Raw genomic sequence first — 17,450 nt, 5'->3', positions numbered from 1 at the left:
GTAATATAATTGGATTAGCAATTTTGCCGTACTAATAACGAGTTTAAATGTAGTTTAAGTAAAATTTTCTAATAAATTAATCGATGAAAAAATATAACCATCAAAATCAATGGAAGTTTTATCCGACAAGTTCATCAAAATATTTTTTTCGTTTTCAATATGTTGCCACATCGCTTTATAAGCCCCTACGCTGTCACGACGACATAAAGCGGCTAAAATTTGTTGATGGTCAGCATGCCACTGTAATCGATAACCTTTGGTATTGGTATGCTCTACCAGCTGCTGCCAATTAAATGACTTTTGTTTATGTTCCCATAAATTTTTTAATGAATTGACTAACATCTGATTTTGCGTTGCTTGGGCAATATTGAGATGAAAGTTAAAATCATTGTTGTTATCAAACTCATTATTCATGGTGGCATGCAATTCTTGTTCTAAGATTTTTTTTAAACTTTCAATATTAGCAATTGTTATCATTTGCGAAGCAAACGAAGCAATGTTAGTTTCAATAAGTTGACTGGCTTGTAATAGTTCAAATGGTCCAAGAATTCGACAATAATTTGCATCCGGTTTATTAATCACATAAATACCCGAACTTTGCTTAATTGAAACAAAACCTTTTACTTCCAAAGCGATTAACGCTTCACGTACAATCGTTCGACTAACACCATAGGCATCGGCAATAGTCCTTTCCGGCGGTAATTTAGAACCTAAGGGATATTCGTTCTGGTTAATTTTTTCCAGCAAAATTTCGGCAATTTCTTGATATTGTTTTTTAGAATATTGAGTTGATAAATTATTGTCAGTTAACATTCACCGGTTCCTGCTAAAATACCAACCTTAGCATTAACTTTGCTAAGATTGGTATTAATTATTATGCTTTGATCATTTGCAAAATTTGATCTAATACTTTACTTGCGTTCATTGTACCATAAGCAACAGGATCAATAATGTCAATCGGTATACCAAATTTTTCCGTTTGCTTTTTACTTTCATCGAGAGCAAATCTCATCTGAGGACCTAACAATACCGCGACAATATTATCACTATCACTATTAAGATGCTGATACAACAGTTGCTCGCTTATAGCGATAAAATCAAAGTCTAGCGATCGTTCGAGTGCTTCTTTTCTAATTTTATTGACTAATAATGAGGTTGACATGCCACCTGCACAGGCAAAAATAACTTGTTTCATCTTTTGCTCCTTATTTGTCTTCGTCATCTAAATTTACCGTTAGTTGACGTGTTTTAATTAAATTTTCAAACCATAATGCAGATTTTTTCAATCTTCTGTTGCGGTTTTGCTCAAGATCTATTTCTATCAATCCATAACGATTTTTAAATGCATTCATTGGTGAAACATTATCAGTAAATGCCCATAACATATAACCACCACAATTAGCGCCATCCTCAATGGCTTTAAGAGTCCAATAAAGATGCTGCGAAATAAAATCAATTCGATAATCGTCTTGAATCATTCCTTGATTATTTTTAAATCGTTTTTCATCTTCAATTCCCATGCCATTTTCACAGATAAACCACGATTGATTGTTATATTCTTGTTTCACTCGCATGGCAAAATCGTAAACAATTTTAGGGTAAATTTCCCAACCTCTCGATTTGTTCATTTTTCTTCCAGGCAACTCGAAGGATTCATAATAAAAAGCCGGATGAAATGCGGCATCCTTGTGCCATTGTTTGGTTGGTGCTTTAACTCGATGAGGAAAATATAAATTAATTGCGACTTCATCGACACGAAATTGTTTAATGATTTCAAGTTCTTGTTCATTATAGTCCCACTGAACTTGGTGTTTAGCCAATAAATCAATAAGTTCTTGAGGATATTCACCGTTAAATGCGGGATCAAGAAACACTCGATTATAAAAAAGATCATACATTTTAGCGGCTTGTAGATCGTCTTTAGATGAAGAGCGAGGATAGGTAACCTCCGGATTTAATATTGTGCCAACACTACCTTCATAATTTTTTTGACGAAATAGCTGAACAACTTTGGCAGTAGCTAAATTTTTATGGTGATTCCACTGCATCCACTTATTGGTATTTTGTTCATAAGGCCAACGTTCAGCATCTAAATACACTCTGGTTTGAATGACGATGGGTTCATTGAAAACAAACCACCGTTTTACCACATGGTGGTAACGTTCAAAGACTTTTTCGGCAAATTTAACAAAAAGTTCGACGACATGTTTCGAATTCCAGCCACCATATTGATTAAATAATTCAGCAGGAACTTCATAATGTTCTAAACAGAGCATTGGAACAATGCCATTTTCAACAATTTGGTTGAGGAAATTATCATAGTATTTGGCATAGTCTTCATCGACAATGGCATTCTCATAGTCAGTCAAGAAACGCGACCAGTTGATTGAAGTTCGATAGTGAGTGATCCCTATTTGCTTCATTAATTCAACTTCTTCTTGATAACGATTGATTAAATCGGTGGCAACGGCAGGACCATACCCATCATGCCAAACGTTACGATCATTTTTATACCAAATATCTAAATATGAATCCTGATTCTCTCTCTTTCCACACCAGCCTTCAGTTTGCCATGCAGAAGTTGAAGCACCTAAAATAAAATTTTTCGGGATATCCATCGTTAATTTACTCATGATTGTACTCCTTGAATATTTATCCTAATTAGGATTGAAGTTTAGACCGTTTTGCCGCTATTTTTAGGAAAGGTAGATAGATCAAAATAGCGATAAGAATGCAGAATAATTGTGTCACCACCGCACCTAGCGATCCAGCGGTTGACAGATAAGCACTGATAATTGGCGGTGTAGTCCAAGGAACCATCACCACAGCTTTACCTGCAAAACCGATACTGGTTGCGATATAGCCAATTGTGCCGGTAACTAGTGGAGTAATAATAAAAGGAATGGCCAAAATCGGATTTAACATTATTGGTAAACCAAAAATAACGGGCTCATTAATATTAAAAATGCCAGGGCCAAGCGATAATTTAGCGATTTCTCTCATCTCTTTGCGTTTTATAGCAATAAAAATAGCGATAAGTAACCCAAAGGTACAACCTGATCCACCAATGCTCATATAAACATCCCAAAACGGCATGGTAATAATATTCGTGGGTTCAATTCCCTGTTCAAAATCGCTCATGTTAACCATAATTGCACCGAGTAATAACGGTTCTCGAATCGGTTTTATCATTTGATTACCATGAATCCCTATCACCCAAAATATTTGTGCTACAAACATTAATAACAATAGTCCCGGCAAACTTTGCATGACTGACTCTAGCGGTTGTTGAACAACTTTATAAATGGCGTCATATAGGAACATGCCAGTTAATTTGTAAAAAACAAAACCGAAAGCAGCGACCAATGAAGTCGTCAATATTGCGGGAATGAGTGCAGAAAATGAAGCTGAAACATTAGATGGCACACTATCGGGCATTTTTACTCTTAATTTATCTACTTTTAATAATTTCGAGTATATTTCTACAGAGATAATAGCGATAAACATACCAAGAAAAAGACTTTTGGTATCGGTAAACTGCCGAGCTAACACATTAGTGACTTGAAATTTTTGCCCTTCAACAACTACTTCTGTGAATGTTGGTTGCACAGAAATAAAACAAATTATTGCCAGCAACCCAGGAAATAAAGTTTTATTACCATTTATCCGCCCTAATTCGATGGCTATCAAAAATACTGCCCCAATGGTTAGAAAATTTAACGTTGCATAATTTAAATTACTAGCTATAGGTTTGAGTATCGCTAAAAAAGATAAGCAGTCAAAATAAGCTAATCCGTTTTGTCTATCAAATACAATATTGGACATCAATACTGCAAATGCACCAACAATAATCACTGGCATTAAGGTAATAAATGCAGCTTTAATTGCCATTATATATCTTAAACTATTAAATTTATTAGCAAATTTCCCTAGCTTATCAATAACTTCATTTACTCTAGACATATTTACAATCTCCAATTTGAGGGATGGATGAGATTCACTGACAAGCAAAAAATAATACTTATAAGTGAGTGAATCTGTGATCACTCTCACAACACATCAAATTGGAATCCCACTAATTTTTAAAAATGTGACAAATATCATTTATTGGCATACCAAATTTAAAAAATAAATGGCTAAAACGACGATTAATTATTTTTAATAGAGGGAAATTATTAAATTTTGGTATGACAATATATTCAATCTTTTGAATTTGATAGCTTAATAGCGGAATAATCGTTAATATAAGGTTATTTTTTTATATTTATCTTAAAATTAGTCGATTATTTTTATTTAAAAACTCCCCTTTCTCACATTTTTCTATTAAGATTAAATGAGTTTTTGAATCAACCATAAACGATAATTTTATGAATAATTAAAGAATAAGTTAGCGCTTTAGCAAGATGATTATTGAAATTGAAAGTTATTACGGTAATACACTTATTTCTGTTAAAGTTAGAAATATTGGCCAACTAAAAAATCGCATGATGAAGATTATTAATGAGTTTGGTGCCGATAATTTCGTAGATTTCTTTTGTATTCAATTTGGCTTCAATGTTTATCCCTATGATGAACATATTATAGTTGATTATGTTATTGATTTAGACACCTATCAAGTTTATAAACCAATATATTAATTTCAATGAACATTTTAAATTGTTGAATATTTTGATTAGCAAAATAAAATGCCGTTAGCAAAATAACGGCATTATTGCATTAAAAACAATAAAATAAATAGTCTCTATTTTTTAACTGCTTTCGCATTCGGCAAATCAGTTACCGATCCTTCATAAATTTCTGACGCGAGGCCAATTGATTCATGTAAGGTTGGATGTGCATGAATGGTGAGTGCAATATCTTCTGCATCACAACCCATTTCAACGGCCAGAGTAATTTCCCCAAGTAGTTCTCCACCATTGGCTCCCACTACTGCCCCACCTAGAAGACGATTATCCGCTTTATTGAAAATTAGTTTAGTCATCCCCTGTGAACAATCAGATGCAATCGCTCGCCCTGATGCCGCCCATGGAAATATAGCTACCTCATAATCGATACCTTTTGCCTTGGCTTCTTTTTCGGTTAACCCTACCCATGCAACTTCTGGTTCGGTATAAGCAATTGATGGTATGGTTTTCGGATCGAAGAAATGGTTTTTACCCGCTATGACTTCGGCTGCAACATGACCTTCATGAACACCTTTATGAGCCAGCATTGGTTGCCCGACAATATCGCCAATGGCGTAAATATGAGGTACATTAGTTCGCATTTGCTTATCTACTTCAATAAAACCGCGGTCGGTCACATTAACCCCCGCTTTTTCAGCGCTGATAAGTTTGCCATTTGGCGCACGACCTATTGCCACCAGTACTGCATCGTAAGTATGCGTTTCGATGGTTCCATCTTTCTTCTCCATGGTGACGTAGATAGCATCATGTTTAGCTTCAACAGTACTTACTTTAGTTTCTAAACGTAAAGTGAACTTTTGTTGGATTTGTTTGCTAAAGACTTTCACCACATCTTTATCCGCAGCGGGGATCACTTGATCTAGCATTTCAACAACATCTACTTCTGAACCCAATGCATGATAAACCGTTCCCATTTCGAGACCGATAATCCCACCACCCATTAAGAGTAATTTTTTAGGGATGGTGGTTAATGCTAGCGCATCTGTTGAATCCCATATACGCGGATCGTCATGAGGAATAAATGGTAAGGTTATTGGCCTTGAACCAGCAGCAATAATCGCATTGTCAAAGGTAATTTTGGTGATGCCTTTTGCCGATGTCACCTCCATTGTGTGACTATCAGTAAATTGTGCTTCACCCTGTATAACATTGACTTTACGCATTTTGGCCATGCCAGCAAGTCCGTTGGTCAGCTGGTTGATAACCTTTTCTTTCCAATCACGAACTTTGTCGAGTTCCAGTTTTGGTGTACCAAAATGAATTCCATGCTCAGTGAGAGATTTTGCTTCATCCATCACTTTAGCAACATGAAGTAATGCTTTAGAGGGAATGCACCCCACATTGAGACAAACACCACCTAAAGTAGAATAACGTTCGACCAATGTTACTTCCAATCCAAGATCAGCAGCACGGAAGGCAGCGGAGTAACCGGCTGGCCCGGCACCTAATACAACGAGTTGTGTTTTAACGTCTTGACTCATATCGATTTCCTCCACTACATCACTAGTCGACGTAAGTCGGATAAAACATTAACAATATGGCTTAAGAAGCGAGCACCATCTGCCCCATCAATCACACGATGATCAAAGGATAATGATAAAGGTAACATTAGGCGTGCTGTAAATTCTTTACCATTCCAAACAGGTTTCATAGTTGAACGAGATACACCGAGAATACCCACTTCTGGCGCATTAACAATTGGGGTAAATGCGGTCGTTCCGATGCCACCAAGGCTGGAAATAGTGAAACAGCCACCTTGCATATCACTACCGGTGAGTTTACCGTCACGTGCTTTCTTGGAGATTTCCGCAAGCTCTTTCGAGAGTTCCACAATACCTTTTTTGTTCACATCTTTAAATACTGGCACAACTAAGCCATTTGGCGTGTCAACTGCTACGCCAATGTTGATATATTTTTTGACGATAAGGGTTTGTGTATCTTCTGATAGCGAGCTATTAAAACGCGGATAAGCAGTTAACGCACTGGCTACAGCTTTCATGATAAACACTAATGGGGTAATTTTGAGATCGAGTTTTTTCTTTTCTGCCTCAGCATTTTGCTGCTTACGGAAAGCTTCTAGTTCAGTGATGTCAGTTTCATCAAACTCAGTAACATGTGGAATCATTACCCAGTTACGATGTAAGTTGGCACCTGATACTTTTTGGATCTTGGTTAATGGTAAGGATTCAACTTCACCAAACTTACTAAAATCAACTTTCGGCCAAGGTAATAAACCTGGTAATGCTCCACCAGTTCCGCCATTTTCGGATTGTTTTACCGCATTTTTTACGTAATTTTGAATATCTTCACGTAATACACGATGTTTAGGGCCAGTTGGTTGTACTTTGGCAAGATTAATACCAAACTCGCGCGCTAATCGGCGGATTGAAGGTGTGGCATGGGCATAAGCATCATTTTCTACAAATTCATTGCTAGCTGACACGGGTGCCGAAGCATTATTGCTACTGTTGTTACTACTGTTATTATTGGCTATCGAAGCTGAAGCAACCGGTTTTTCAGCCACTACAGGAGCTGAATCGGCTTTCGCCGGCGCACTACTAGCCGCTGTTTCAAACTCCATTATTTTAGATCCAGTTTTGACTTTGTCGCCAATTTTTACAACGATATTTTTTACCGTACCCGCTATTGTTGCCGGTACTTCCATCGAGGCTTTGTCACCTTCCACCGTAATTAGTGAATCATCAACCGAAACTGAATCACCAACTTTAACTAAAATTTCGGTCACTTCGACTTCATCACCACCTATGTCTGGGACATTAACATCAACAATTTGTCCACTGCTCGACGCGGATGCTAGAGCTGTCGTTGAAGTAGCTGTTGAAACAGTTGGTGTTGGATCTGTTGACGCACTCGAACCGATTTCGTCAAATTGCATAATACTCACACCGGTTGTCACTTTGTCGCCAACTTTTACGATGATCGACTTTACAATCCCGGCTTGTGGTGCCGGTATTTCCATCGATGCTTTATCACCTTCGACGGTCAATAACGATTGATCTACATCCACTTTGTCGCCGACTTTAACCAGAATTTCAGTTACTTCAACTTCATCACTTCCGATATCGGGTAATTTTATTTCAATACTCATTATTTTTACCTCTTATGCAATACGTGGATTGAGTTTGTCTGCATTGATTTCGAACTTTTTAATCGCGTCTTCAACAATACTTGCTTGAATATCACCACGTTTAGCTAGTTCTCCTAATGCGGCAATCACCACATAAGATGCATCGACTTCAAAATGATGACGTAAATTTTCCCGACTATCACTACGACCGAATCCATCGGTGCCTAGTACCCGGTAGCTTTCTGCTGGTACAAATCCACGAATTTGTTCGGCATAAAGTTTCATATAATCAGTTGAAACAACAGCAGGGTTGTTATTCATTATTTGAGCAACATAAGGCACTTTGGCTGGTTCGCTTGGATGTAACATGTTGTAACGCTCACAATCTTGACCATCACGAGCCAGTAGCGTAAATGAAGTGACACTGTAAACGTCTGAGCTAACACCATAGTTTTTAGCCAAAATATCCGCCGCTTCACGAACATGTCGCAGCATTGACCCCGAGCCTAATAATTGTACAGTTGGTTTCCCTTGTTGCCCTTCTACGGTATCGAGTTTGTAGATACCACGACAAATCCCCTCTTGCGCACCTTCAGGCATTGCCGGTTGGACATAGTTTTCATTAAGGGTGGTAATGTAATAGTAAACATTTTCCTGTTCACCATACATACGACGTAAGCCATCTTGCATAATAACTGCCACTTCATAAGCATAGGCTGGATCGTATGATAAACAGTTCGGAATGGTTAATGCTTGGATATGACTATGACCATCTTGGTGTTGTAAACCTTCACCGTTTAATGTTGTCCGACCTGAAGTCCCACCAATCATAAAGCCACGCGCTTGTTGATCGCCTGCTGCCCACATTAAGTCACCAACACGTTGGAAACCAAACATCGAGTAATAAATGTAGAAAGGAATCATCGGGAAATCATTATTACTGTAGGATGTCGCCGCCGCTAGCCATGATGCTGTTGCACCACACTCATTGATACCTTCTTGCAGAATTTGTCCCTTCTCGTCTTCACGATAGTAAGCAACCTGCTCTTTATCTTGTGGGGTATACTGTTGACCATGTGGGTTATAAATACCAATTTGGCGGAATAGACCTTCCATACCAAAAGTACGTGCTTCATCAGCCAGAATTGGCACTAATCGCGGTGCTAAATCCTTATCTTTTAGCATGATGTTAAGCGCCCGCACAAAAGCGATAGTGGTTGAAATTTCTTTGGATTGAGCTTCAAGTAACGGAGCAAATTCGCTTAATGGAGGAATCGAAACTGTTCCTGAGAATTTAGTTAATCTTGAAGGTACATAACCATGTAATGCTTGACGACGTTCATGAATATATTTGTATTCTGGAGTATGTTCTTCAAATTTGATGTAAGGTAATTTTTCAAGTGCTTCATCAGTTACCGGAATATTAAAGAAGTCACGAACATGACGAACACCATCCATATTCATTTTTTTGACTTGGTGGGCAATGTTTTTCGCTTCTGCGGCTTCGCCCATACCATATCCTTTAATAGTGTGAGCTAAAATTACAGTTGGTCGACCTTTAGTCTCTTTTGCTCTGGCAAAGGCGGCAAACATTTTTTCTGGATCTTGACCACCACGGTTAAGTCTAAAGATTTCGGCGTCAGACATATCTTTGACTAATTCAGCGGTTTCCGGATATTTACCAAAGAAATGTTCACGCACATAAGCACCATCTTTGGATTTGAAAGTTTGATAATCGCCATCGAGGGTTTCATTCATTAAACGAATTAATTTACCTGATTTATCTTTTTGCAATAATTTATCCCAGCGATCACCCCAAAGTACTTTAATCACGTTCCAACCTGCACCGGCAAATACCCCTTCAAGTTCATTAACTATTTTGCCATTACCGGTTACTGGGCCATCAAGGCGTTGTAAATTACAGTTGATAACAAAGACTAAATTATCGAGTTTTTCACGTGTTGCAACGGTAATGGCACCTTTTGCTTCTGGCTCATCCATTTCACCATCACCTAAGAAGGCATAAACGGTTTGTTCGGTGGTATCTTTTAAACCACGATGGTTTAAATATTTTAAAAAGCGAGCTTGGAAGATAGCGCTGATAGGACCTAATCCCATTGAAACGGTTGGGAATTGCCAGAACTCCGGCATTAATTTTGGATGAGGATAAGATGATAAGCCTTTTCCATGAACTTCCTGTCTGAAATTATCAAGTTGCTCTTCTGTTAAACGACCTTCAATAAAAGCACGCGAGTAGATACCCGGTGAAATATGACCTTGGAAGTAGATTAAATCACCGCCGTCTTTTGCATTACGCGCACGAAAAAAATGGTTAAAACAGACTTCATAAAATGTCGCTGCCGATTGGAATGATGCCATATGACCGCCAAGCTCTAAATCTTTTTTAGAAGCGCGTAGCACCATCATAATAGCGTTCCAACGAACAATAGAACGGATGCGTCTTTCAATCTCCCAGTCACCGGGATAAGCCGGCTGATCTTCTACCGGGATAGTGTTTATATAATTACTGGTTGAAGAACCAAAGAGTAAAGGAACGCCTCCATCTCTAGCTTTATTGACAATTTGCTCAATAATATATTGGGCTCGTTCGACGCCTTCTTCACGAATAATAGAATCTAAACTTTCCAGCCAATCTTTTGTTTCAACTGGATCGATATCATTCATTTGCATGTCCGACATATAAAAACCTCTTTTTTGTTTTAAAAAATGCAGTTTTTGCTATCCTTAGCTATAACAGACGCCATAACTAAAATTACAAGCTCCAACTTTCGCATTACGGATGCTTTAATGATATCAGTCTGCCATTTTCCATTAAAAAGTAAAGCAAACCACCGTCTAGAAAAGAATGTTAATTCCTATTAAAACAATCAACTATTTCAATCATTAATTTAGATAAATAGATAATTATTTGATATAAGTCAATTTAAATCATGAGATTGGAAAGAATATTACCCTGTGAGTTATACCTTGAATACTTAGCGGTTGTCAAGTTATAGTAAAATCTGTTATATAGTTGTTAATTTATTGATAAATGAAGACTGAATAAACGTAAACTATGCCAAATAACAACGTGATAATTAAACAGTTGGGTACAGTGCCCTATTTGTCAACTTATCAAGCTATGCATGATTTTACCCAGCAGCGTGATAAACAAACGCTAGACGAAATTTGGCTAGTTGAACACCCAGCCGTTTTTACCCAAGGAAAAGTTGGTAAACCTGAACATCTGCTCACCCTAACGCCTATCCCCGTTGTGCAAACTGATCGAGGTGGACAAATTACTTATCATGGTCCCGGACAGCAAATTATGTATATCTTACTTGATTTAAAAAGGCGTAAAATAGGTATTCGTGATGTCGTCAATTATCTAGAAAATAGTGTTATTCAAACATTAAAACACTATGGCATTACCGCCTATTCAAAGCAGGACGCCCCTGGCGTTTATATCAATCAACAGAAGATCTGTTCTCTTGGATTACATATACAGCATGGCTGCACGCTACATGGATTAGCGCTTAATATCGATATGGATCTGACACCGTTTAATTATATTAATCCATGTGGCTATGCTGGATTAGAAATGACACAAATGAAGCAGCATATTGCTGAGATAGACCGCCATGAAATTAATCATTTATTAACTGAACATTTTATTGAGCAGTTACCAAACTGTTAAGAAGTGAATTATGCAAACTAATGAAAACTTAATCCGCAGTTCAAAATATCGTGATGCCGATAAAACTCGTCTTATTCCCTCTATCACTTTAGAGGAGGTTGCCCCTTTAAAAAAACCAGAGTGGATGAGAATTAAATTATCGGCAAATACTGATAATATTGCACATATCAAAAATACTATGCGTAAACATGGTTTACATTCGGTTTGTGAGGAAGCATCGTGCCCTAACTTGGCGGAGTGTTTTAATCATGGTACCGCTACTTTTATGATCTTAGGTGATATTTGTACACGTCGATGTCCTTTCTGTGATGTGGCCCATGGTCGTCCTTTACCACCCGACCGAGAAGAGCCAAGTAAACTCGCACAAACCATTCAAGAGATGAAATTACGTTATGTGGTGATCACCTCTGTTGATCGTGATGATTTGAAAGATGGTGGAGCCAGTCATTTTGCCTCTTGTACCCAAGAGATTCGTTCTTTAAGTCCAACTATCAAAGTTGAAACTTTAACCCCCGATTTTCGTGGGTGCATTGATGAAGCCGTTGCAGTTTTAAGTGAAAATCCACCAGATGTATTTAATCACAATCTGGAAAATATTCCTCGTTTGTATAAAAAGATACGCCCTGGTGCGAATTATGAAGGGTCATTGAAATTACTTGAAGCATTTAAACACCAGCATCCAGAAATTCCAACAAAGTCGGGACTAATGGTGGGATTAGGTGAAACCAATGAAGAACTTATTCAGGTTTTGAAAGATTTACGTAGCCATGGTGTAACCATGTTAACTTTAGGTCAATATTTACAGCCAAGTAAGTATCATTTGCCGGTAGAACGATATGTTTCACCAGAAGAATTTAATGAGTTAAAACAGACAGCTCTGGCAATGGGCTTTACCCACGCAGCTTGTGGGCCATTTGTGCGTTCGTCTTACCATGCTGATCTGCAAGCTATGGGAAAAGAGGTGAAATAAATTTCACCTCTTTATGCTGTCATTTCTTAATTATCCACCACAATAAAACGACGATTTTCGGTAACAATTTGTAAAAACGTCGGTAAGCTAATTTTTTCATTTTTCAATAGTTTGCCGTTTAGATCGTAAATTTTGGAACGTCCATATGCATCAATCACCACGGTTTTATCATCATAAAGCGCGGCAACTTGATTTTCACTACCCGCTACAATCCATTGACGAGCTCGTTGGTCAAATAAATTTTGTCCTTGGCTATATTGTTGTGCTGGAGTAGTAACATTGAATGCATCTTGCATTAATGTTCTTAAAATATCTGTTTCTGAAGTTATATTACTAACTTCTTTTGCTTCTTTTCCTGGCCATGAAATTATTAATGGTACTTTTAAGGCGTCTCGCTTAAAGCTTATTTCACCACTACGTAAGGCAACTTTTTTGGCTTCATCAATTTTTAGGTTATTAGAACCAGTAATAATGATTATGCTATTTTCATAAGCATTAGATAATCTTAAATAAGCAATTAATGACTCTAAATATTGGTCAAGTTTTTTCGCTTCTGTCTCTAATTCGGCTATTGGGATTTTTTTGCTTTTTACTCCAAGTGAATATTGAACAACCGAAAATAATGGGGCATGGTTTTCCAATTTATTTTGTTCATCATGCCACACCATCCAATTATCTGTTGTTTGCTTATTGGAGATTTTTTTACCATCAGGGGTGGTGAAATTAGACAATAACGCATAACGATAAAGTGGTTCAGAAAAACCATTAGCTGAAAATAGACCAACGTTATAATGTTGTTTAGTAACAGTTTCCAATAATACTGATGGTTTATGACCTGCGAGAATACTATTGTAATAATTAGGATCGAGCCCATAAAATAATGAAAAATTGTTTAAATAGGCTTGATTACTCGAACCATAATGATTGGTAAACTGTATATTTTGACCAGCAAATTCTTTAAGCCAAGGCATGTTGTTAGCTAATAGTTGGTTATTCCAACCATTAATGTCAATTATCAAAATATTAGGTTTATCTTGTTTTTCATTAAAAGTAATTCGATCGAGTGGATATTCAATGGCAATCGCAAATGGGTTACCTTCTTGAATTGCTCGATTACGGTAACCATTCTCTTCAATAAATCCATAACGTTCAAGAAAATGACGCGCTGTTAGTGGATACGAAAGCGGTAAACTTGAGCGTTGCATAGTGATTGGACGATAAAAATTAGCATCCGCCCATATATGAATTAAGTGAGATGAAATAAAACATAGGATAAAACCAATTACTACCGGTCTTGCAAAACGTTTACGTTTACTTAAGCTACGTAATTTTTTCCAACTCCAAATAGAGAATAATATCTCAATCAAAAGGATAAATGGAATTGAGATAAACGCCCTATTTAGAAAAGACGTTTTATCTGAGGTAAAGAGTTGCCAGATAGATAAATTGAGATGCATTCTGAAATGCGAAAAAACCTCAACATCAATCAGCAATAAGCTGATTCCTAGTGTTGCAATAATCGTTGCTATAGTTCGTTGCCAGCGCGAAGAGTGAATAAAAAAACTTAGCGGAAATAGCAGTATTAAATAAACAATGAATGCAAGAAAGCTAAAATGACCTATCGCACTAATGATTGCGTAAAAGCGCCCCATAAACGTTCGAGGCCAATCGGCAATAAGTAAATATTGGCCACCGAGTACAATAACGACTAAAATATTAAATAGTGTAAACCAATGCCCCCAACTGACTATCTGCGAGGTTTTATCGTCTTTAATATGATTATTTTTGAGTTTGAGCATATTTAATTGTTGTTAGTCGTAATAACCTAAGAAAATTAACTAGAATTTACCTTACAGTTTAACTGATTTTTAAAAATCTTTCTGTAATTTTTTTATTTGTTAGCACTCAGATCTAGGTTATTTGTTGGCGTTGTAATCGATACTTGTTATAATTTGAGTCAATAATATAGCTAATAAAAAAAGACATTAACTTTGGCAATCAAACAACTCAACTCTCAACAAGTCCAACCTGACGTAAATTACATTATTAATAATAGTGATATTCAAACAAATTTATACAGTGATGGATTAACCAATTTACTATCGTGGCAACCTCGTGTTGCTGCTGCTGTGTCATTATTATGCAAAAATAGTAATGCACATTATCGTTCTCGCTTTATGCTGTTAAAAGCATCAGAAAGTGAGCTTTTTTTTGATTTATTGAAGCAATCTGTAAAGACCAATCTCGCAATTTCCGATTTAGGTTATAGCTACCATTTTAGTGATAATAAAATCATCTTAACCAAAGCTAAAAGTAAACAAGATAATTTTGCTGTTCAAGATAGTTGTTTATCGGCAACCATAGTTGATATGGAAAAACTTTTTGGTTGTGTAAGGCAACCTGAAAATAACCCGATTAAATTACAAGCCGGCTTAGTTCATCATGCTAATGGTGGAGTTTTAATTTTAGGTTTACGTTCACTGCTTGCTCAACCTGTTGTTTGGACCAAATTAAAGCAGATGGTGGTATCGCAAATCTTTGAATGGTTTTCAGCTGATGATTCACATCCTTTACCATTATCCATTCCGACTATGCCATTAGATTTGCGCATTATTTTAGTTGGTGACAGGTTATCTTTAGCTGAATTACAGGAATTTGAACCTGAATTTTATTCATCATCTATTTATGCTGAATTTGAAAGTGAACTGTCTATAACTGATTCTCAGCAATTTAATGCTTGGATGAATTATTTACAATTTATCAGTCACCAACTAGCCTTACCGAAAATTGCAAAATCTGCTTTTGCTACAATTTATAAGCAGGCAACAAGATATACCGGTGATCAATATTATTTACCACTTAGCATAGAGTGGATTCAATCGTTACTGTTAAATTCCTCTTATTTTATCGAAAATGGGGAAATTGACGCATCAGCTGTCTGCAAAGCGTTTGAACAAAAAACATGGCGTGAAAATTATTTAACTGAACGTTTTCATGATGAATTTTTCACTAATCAAATTGTGATTGATACTAAGACACAAGTAGTTGGCCAGATCAATGGATTGTCGGTTATTGAATACCCTGGTTATCCAAAGGCAATTGGCGAGCCAACACGCTTAAGCTGTCTGGTCCATTTTGGTGATGGTGAATTGATTGATATTGAACGAAAAACCGACCTTGCTGGTAATATTCATTCGAAAGGAATGATGATTATGCAAGCATTTATTATGTCGGAATTTGCGATTAATCATCAATTACCATTTTCCACCTCTTTAGTATTTGAACAATCTTATAATGAAATTGATGGCGATAGTGCGTCACTGGCCGGTATGTGTGCACTCATTAGTGCTTTATCCAATCAACCTATCGATCAACAATTAGCTGTCACAGGTTCGGTTGACCAATTTGGTCATGTTCAATCTATTGGTGGCGTTAATGAGAAAATTGAAGGATTTTTTGCGGTTTGCCAGCACCAAGGTTTAACCGGTCAGCAAGGTGTCATTATTCCTGCTAGCAATCAACGCCATTTGAGTTTGAGCGATGAGGTTATTGATGCAATTAGTAGTTATAAATTTTCAATTTGGACCGTTGAACATGTCGCTGACGCACTCTATTTATTAACCGGCATTCCTTATAAAGATGAAAACAATATCAGTCTTTATAAATTGATTCATGCCCGTATGCAATCAATATTAATGCAAGATAGAAAGCATGAAGGTTGGCTCAGTCGCTGGAAAAAAATTGCAAAAAGTACAAATACACAATAAACTTGAGGCTAACATTTCATTGAGATGATTGATGAAATAATTTGGCAATATTTTATAGTTTAGAATGATTGGTTGTTTTGTATTAAATAGTGATTTTATAAGCAATCAAATAATGACAACGAAATAAAAGGTTTTTTTATGACATTTGAACGTAAATCTTCGTATGATAAAGCAGATCTAATTAAATCTGGTAATAGTGAATTATTTGGTCATGATGGACCACCGTTACCGTCAGATTTGATGCTAATGATGGATCGCGTTATCGAAATGAATGAAGACGGTGGTAGTTTCGGTAAAGGCTATGTTGAAGCCGAGTTAGATATTAATCCTGATTTATGGTTTTTTAAATGTCATTTCAAAAATGATCCAGTAATGCCTGGTTGCCTTGGTCTTGATGCGTTATGGCAATTAGTCGGTTTTTATTTAGGTTGGATTGGCGGCAAAGGTAAAGGTCGTGCGCTGGGTGTTGGTGAGTTAAAATTAAAAGGCCAAATATTACCAAATAATAAAAAAGTTACTTATAAAATTAATTTCAAACGCGTTATTAATCGTAAGTTAATCATGGGAATTGGCGACGGTGAAGTTTACGTAGATGGTAAATTAATTTATGAAGCAACTGATCTTAAAGTTGGTTTATTCAAAGACACTTCACAATTTAATTAATATAGCTTGATACTCCTTGCCCACTATTAGTTGATCACTGATAATTAGCAAGGAGTTTTTATATTCACCCTACTATCTTAAGAATTATCTACAATGCATTTTTTTAGAACATTTTTCCTTTCAATTGCCCTCTTCTTTATTGTAATTAACCAAGTACACGCTGACTTTAATGGTAAGGTTGTCAAAGTCATTGATGGCGATACTGTTGATATTTTAACGCCGAAAAAACAAAAAATTCGGGTTCGTTTGTTAGATATTGATGCTCCAGAAAGTCGACAAGCATATGGTAATGCTTCAAAAAAATACTTAGCGTCATTAATCGCCGGTAAAAGTGTTTTTGTCAAAGAAAATAAAAAAGATATCTATCAACGTACATTAGGCACAATTTTTCTAAATAAAATCAATGTTAATGCTAAAATGGTGGAGAGTGGCTATGCTTGGGCCTACCGCGTTAAAGGTGTTGCAAATAATAAAAACATGGTCAAGCTTGAATCAAAAGCTAAACAGAAGCAAAAAGGGCTATGGAAAGATAAACATCCTATAGCCCCTTGGGATTTTCGCAATCGTAACAAAAAATAAC

At 36.6% G+C, this 17,450-nt stretch carries 14 protein-coding genes; 6 read left to right on the top strand and 8 right to left on the bottom strand.

Annotated elements, in window-relative coordinates:
* Positions 1 to 54 precede the first annotated feature (54 nt).
* The 4 genes from DKK79_RS04880 to DKK79_RS04865 all read right to left on the bottom strand — a co-directional run bounded on the left by DKK79_RS04880 (position 55) and on the right by DKK79_RS04865 (position 3,963).
* Positions 55 to 813, bottom strand: a complete 759-nt coding sequence (locus DKK79_RS04880; RefSeq protein WP_110423076.1) for a GntR family transcriptional regulator — start codon at positions 811 to 813, stop codon at positions 55 to 57.
* Between the two features lie 61 nt (positions 814 to 874).
* Positions 875 to 1,195: a PTS sugar transporter subunit IIB gene (locus DKK79_RS04875; RefSeq protein WP_034885120.1), complete on the bottom strand. Its 321-nt coding sequence runs from the start codon at positions 1,193 to 1,195 to the stop codon at positions 875 to 877.
* A gap of 10 nt (positions 1,196 to 1,205) precedes the next feature.
* Positions 1,206 to 2,633, bottom strand: coding sequence for a glycoside hydrolase family 1 protein (locus DKK79_RS04870; RefSeq protein ID WP_110423075.1), 1,428 nt, complete (start codon positions 2,631 to 2,633; stop codon positions 1,206 to 1,208).
* A gap of 28 nt (positions 2,634 to 2,661) precedes the next feature.
* The gene (locus tag DKK79_RS04865; RefSeq protein WP_110423074.1) at positions 2,662 to 3,963 is read right to left on the bottom strand and encodes a PTS sugar transporter subunit IIC; all 1,302 of its coding nucleotides are present in this window, start codon (positions 3,961 to 3,963) and stop codon (positions 2,662 to 2,664) included.
* A gap of 440 nt (positions 3,964 to 4,403) precedes the next feature.
* On the opposite strand from DKK79_RS04865, the gene DKK79_RS04860 reads away from it, so the two are divergent.
* Positions 4,404 to 4,637, top strand: coding sequence for a hypothetical protein (locus tag DKK79_RS04860; protein ID WP_110423073.1), 234 nt, complete (start codon positions 4,404 to 4,406; stop codon positions 4,635 to 4,637).
* A 104-nt stretch (positions 4,638 to 4,741) separates the two neighbouring features.
* Here DKK79_RS04860 and lpdA read toward each other — a convergent pair whose 3' ends face one another.
* From lpdA to aceE, 3 genes are read right to left on the bottom strand one after another with little or no spacing between them, the layout of a single operon-like run.
* Complete coding sequence (gene lpdA, locus DKK79_RS04855; RefSeq protein ID WP_110423072.1) at positions 4,742 to 6,166, bottom strand: dihydrolipoyl dehydrogenase; 1,425 nt, start codon at positions 6,164 to 6,166, stop codon at positions 4,742 to 4,744.
* Between the two features lie 14 nt (positions 6,167 to 6,180).
* Positions 6,181 to 7,794, bottom strand: a complete 1,614-nt coding sequence (gene aceF / locus DKK79_RS04850) for a pyruvate dehydrogenase complex dihydrolipoyllysine-residue acetyltransferase (protein ID WP_110423071.1) — start codon at positions 7,792 to 7,794, stop codon at positions 6,181 to 6,183.
* 12 nt (positions 7,795 to 7,806) lie between these two features.
* Complete coding sequence (aceE, locus tag DKK79_RS04845; protein ID WP_110423070.1) at positions 7,807 to 10,473, bottom strand: pyruvate dehydrogenase (acetyl-transferring), homodimeric type; 2,667 nt, start codon at positions 10,471 to 10,473, stop codon at positions 7,807 to 7,809.
* Between the two features lie 376 nt (positions 10,474 to 10,849).
* On the opposite strand from aceE, the gene lipB reads away from it, so the two are divergent.
* Positions 10,850 to 11,470, top strand: coding sequence for a lipoyl(octanoyl) transferase LipB (lipB, locus tag DKK79_RS04840; RefSeq protein WP_110423069.1), 621 nt, complete (start codon positions 10,850 to 10,852; stop codon positions 11,468 to 11,470).
* A 10-nt stretch (positions 11,471 to 11,480) separates the two neighbouring features.
* Entirely contained in the window at positions 11,481 to 12,440 is a 960-nt protein-coding gene (gene lipA, locus DKK79_RS04835) for a lipoyl synthase (RefSeq protein WP_110423068.1), read from the top strand.
* A gap of 26 nt (positions 12,441 to 12,466) precedes the next feature.
* On the opposite strand, the gene DKK79_RS04830 is transcribed toward lipA, so the two are convergent.
* Positions 12,467 to 14,239 carry a DUF3413 domain-containing protein gene (locus tag DKK79_RS04830; protein WP_110423067.1) on the bottom strand — a complete coding sequence of 591 codons (1,773 nt, stop codon included), beginning with the start codon at positions 14,237 to 14,239 and terminating at the stop codon, positions 12,467 to 12,469.
* Positions 14,240 to 14,431: 192 nt separating this feature from the next.
* Here DKK79_RS04830 and DKK79_RS04825 point away from each other — a divergent pair, with 192 nt between their 5' ends.
* The 3 genes from DKK79_RS04825 (at position 14,432) to DKK79_RS04815 (ending at position 17,449) form a co-directional block, all read left to right on the top strand.
* Positions 14,432 to 16,207 (top strand): AAA family ATPase, encoded by a 1,776-nt coding sequence (locus tag DKK79_RS04825; protein WP_220019003.1) that lies wholly within the window; start codon positions 14,432 to 14,434, stop codon positions 16,205 to 16,207.
* A 138-nt stretch (positions 16,208 to 16,345) separates the two neighbouring features.
* Positions 16,346 to 16,870 (top strand): bifunctional 3-hydroxydecanoyl-ACP dehydratase/trans-2-decenoyl-ACP isomerase, encoded by a 525-nt coding sequence (gene fabA, locus DKK79_RS04820; RefSeq protein WP_110423066.1) that lies wholly within the window; start codon positions 16,346 to 16,348, stop codon positions 16,868 to 16,870.
* Positions 16,871 to 16,963: 93 nt separating this feature from the next.
* On the top strand, positions 16,964 to 17,449 hold the full coding sequence (locus DKK79_RS04815) for a thermonuclease family protein (protein WP_110423065.1): 486 nt from the start codon (positions 16,964 to 16,966) through the stop codon (positions 17,447 to 17,449).
* The last annotated feature ends 1 nt before the right edge of the window (position 17,450 follow it).

Source organism: Gilliamella apicola (assembly GCF_003202915.1).
Taxonomy (GTDB): domain Bacteria; phylum Pseudomonadota; class Gammaproteobacteria; order Enterobacterales; family Orbaceae; genus Gilliamella; species Gilliamella apicola_Q.
Note: the sequence above shows the minus strand (reverse complement) of the source record. Positions and strands in the feature narration are given on the sequence as shown.

Excerpts from the sequence above, each read along its gene's own strand:
- fabA (WP_110423066.1), top strand. The coding sequence starts at position 16,346 with ATGACATTTGAACGTAAATCTTCGTATGATAAAGCAGATCTAATTAAA.
- DKK79_RS04865 (WP_110423074.1), bottom strand. The coding sequence starts at position 3,963 with ATGTCTAGAGTAAATGAAGTTATTGATAAGCTAGGGAAATTTGCTAAT.
- lipB (WP_110423069.1), top strand. The coding sequence starts at position 10,850 with ATGCCAAATAACAACGTGATAATTAAACAGTTGGGTACAGTGCCCTAT.
- aceF (WP_110423071.1), bottom strand. The coding sequence starts at position 7,794 with ATGAGTATTGAAATAAAATTACCCGATATCGGAAGTGATGAAGTTGAA.
- DKK79_RS04875 (WP_034885120.1), bottom strand. The coding sequence starts at position 1,195 with ATGAAACAAGTTATTTTTGCCTGTGCAGGTGGCATGTCAACCTCATTA.
- lipA (WP_110423068.1), top strand. The coding sequence starts at position 11,481 with ATGCAAACTAATGAAAACTTAATCCGCAGTTCAAAATATCGTGATGCC.
- lpdA (WP_110423072.1), bottom strand. The coding sequence starts at position 6,166 with ATGAGTCAAGACGTTAAAACACAACTCGTTGTATTAGGTGCCGGGCCA.
- DKK79_RS04880 (WP_110423076.1), bottom strand. The coding sequence starts at position 813 with ATGTTAACTGACAATAATTTATCAACTCAATATTCTAAAAAACAATAT.
- DKK79_RS04870 (WP_110423075.1), bottom strand. The coding sequence starts at position 2,633 with ATGAGTAAATTAACGATGGATATCCCGAAAAATTTTATTTTAGGTGCT.
- DKK79_RS04815 (WP_110423065.1), top strand. The coding sequence starts at position 16,964 with ATGCATTTTTTTAGAACATTTTTCCTTTCAATTGCCCTCTTCTTTATT.
- DKK79_RS04860 (WP_110423073.1), top strand. The coding sequence starts at position 4,404 with ATGATTATTGAAATTGAAAGTTATTACGGTAATACACTTATTTCTGTT.
- aceE (WP_110423070.1), bottom strand. The coding sequence starts at position 10,473 with ATGTCGGACATGCAAATGAATGATATCGATCCAGTTGAAACAAAAGAT.
- DKK79_RS04830 (WP_110423067.1), bottom strand. The coding sequence starts at position 14,239 with ATGCTCAAACTCAAAAATAATCATATTAAAGACGATAAAACCTCGCAG.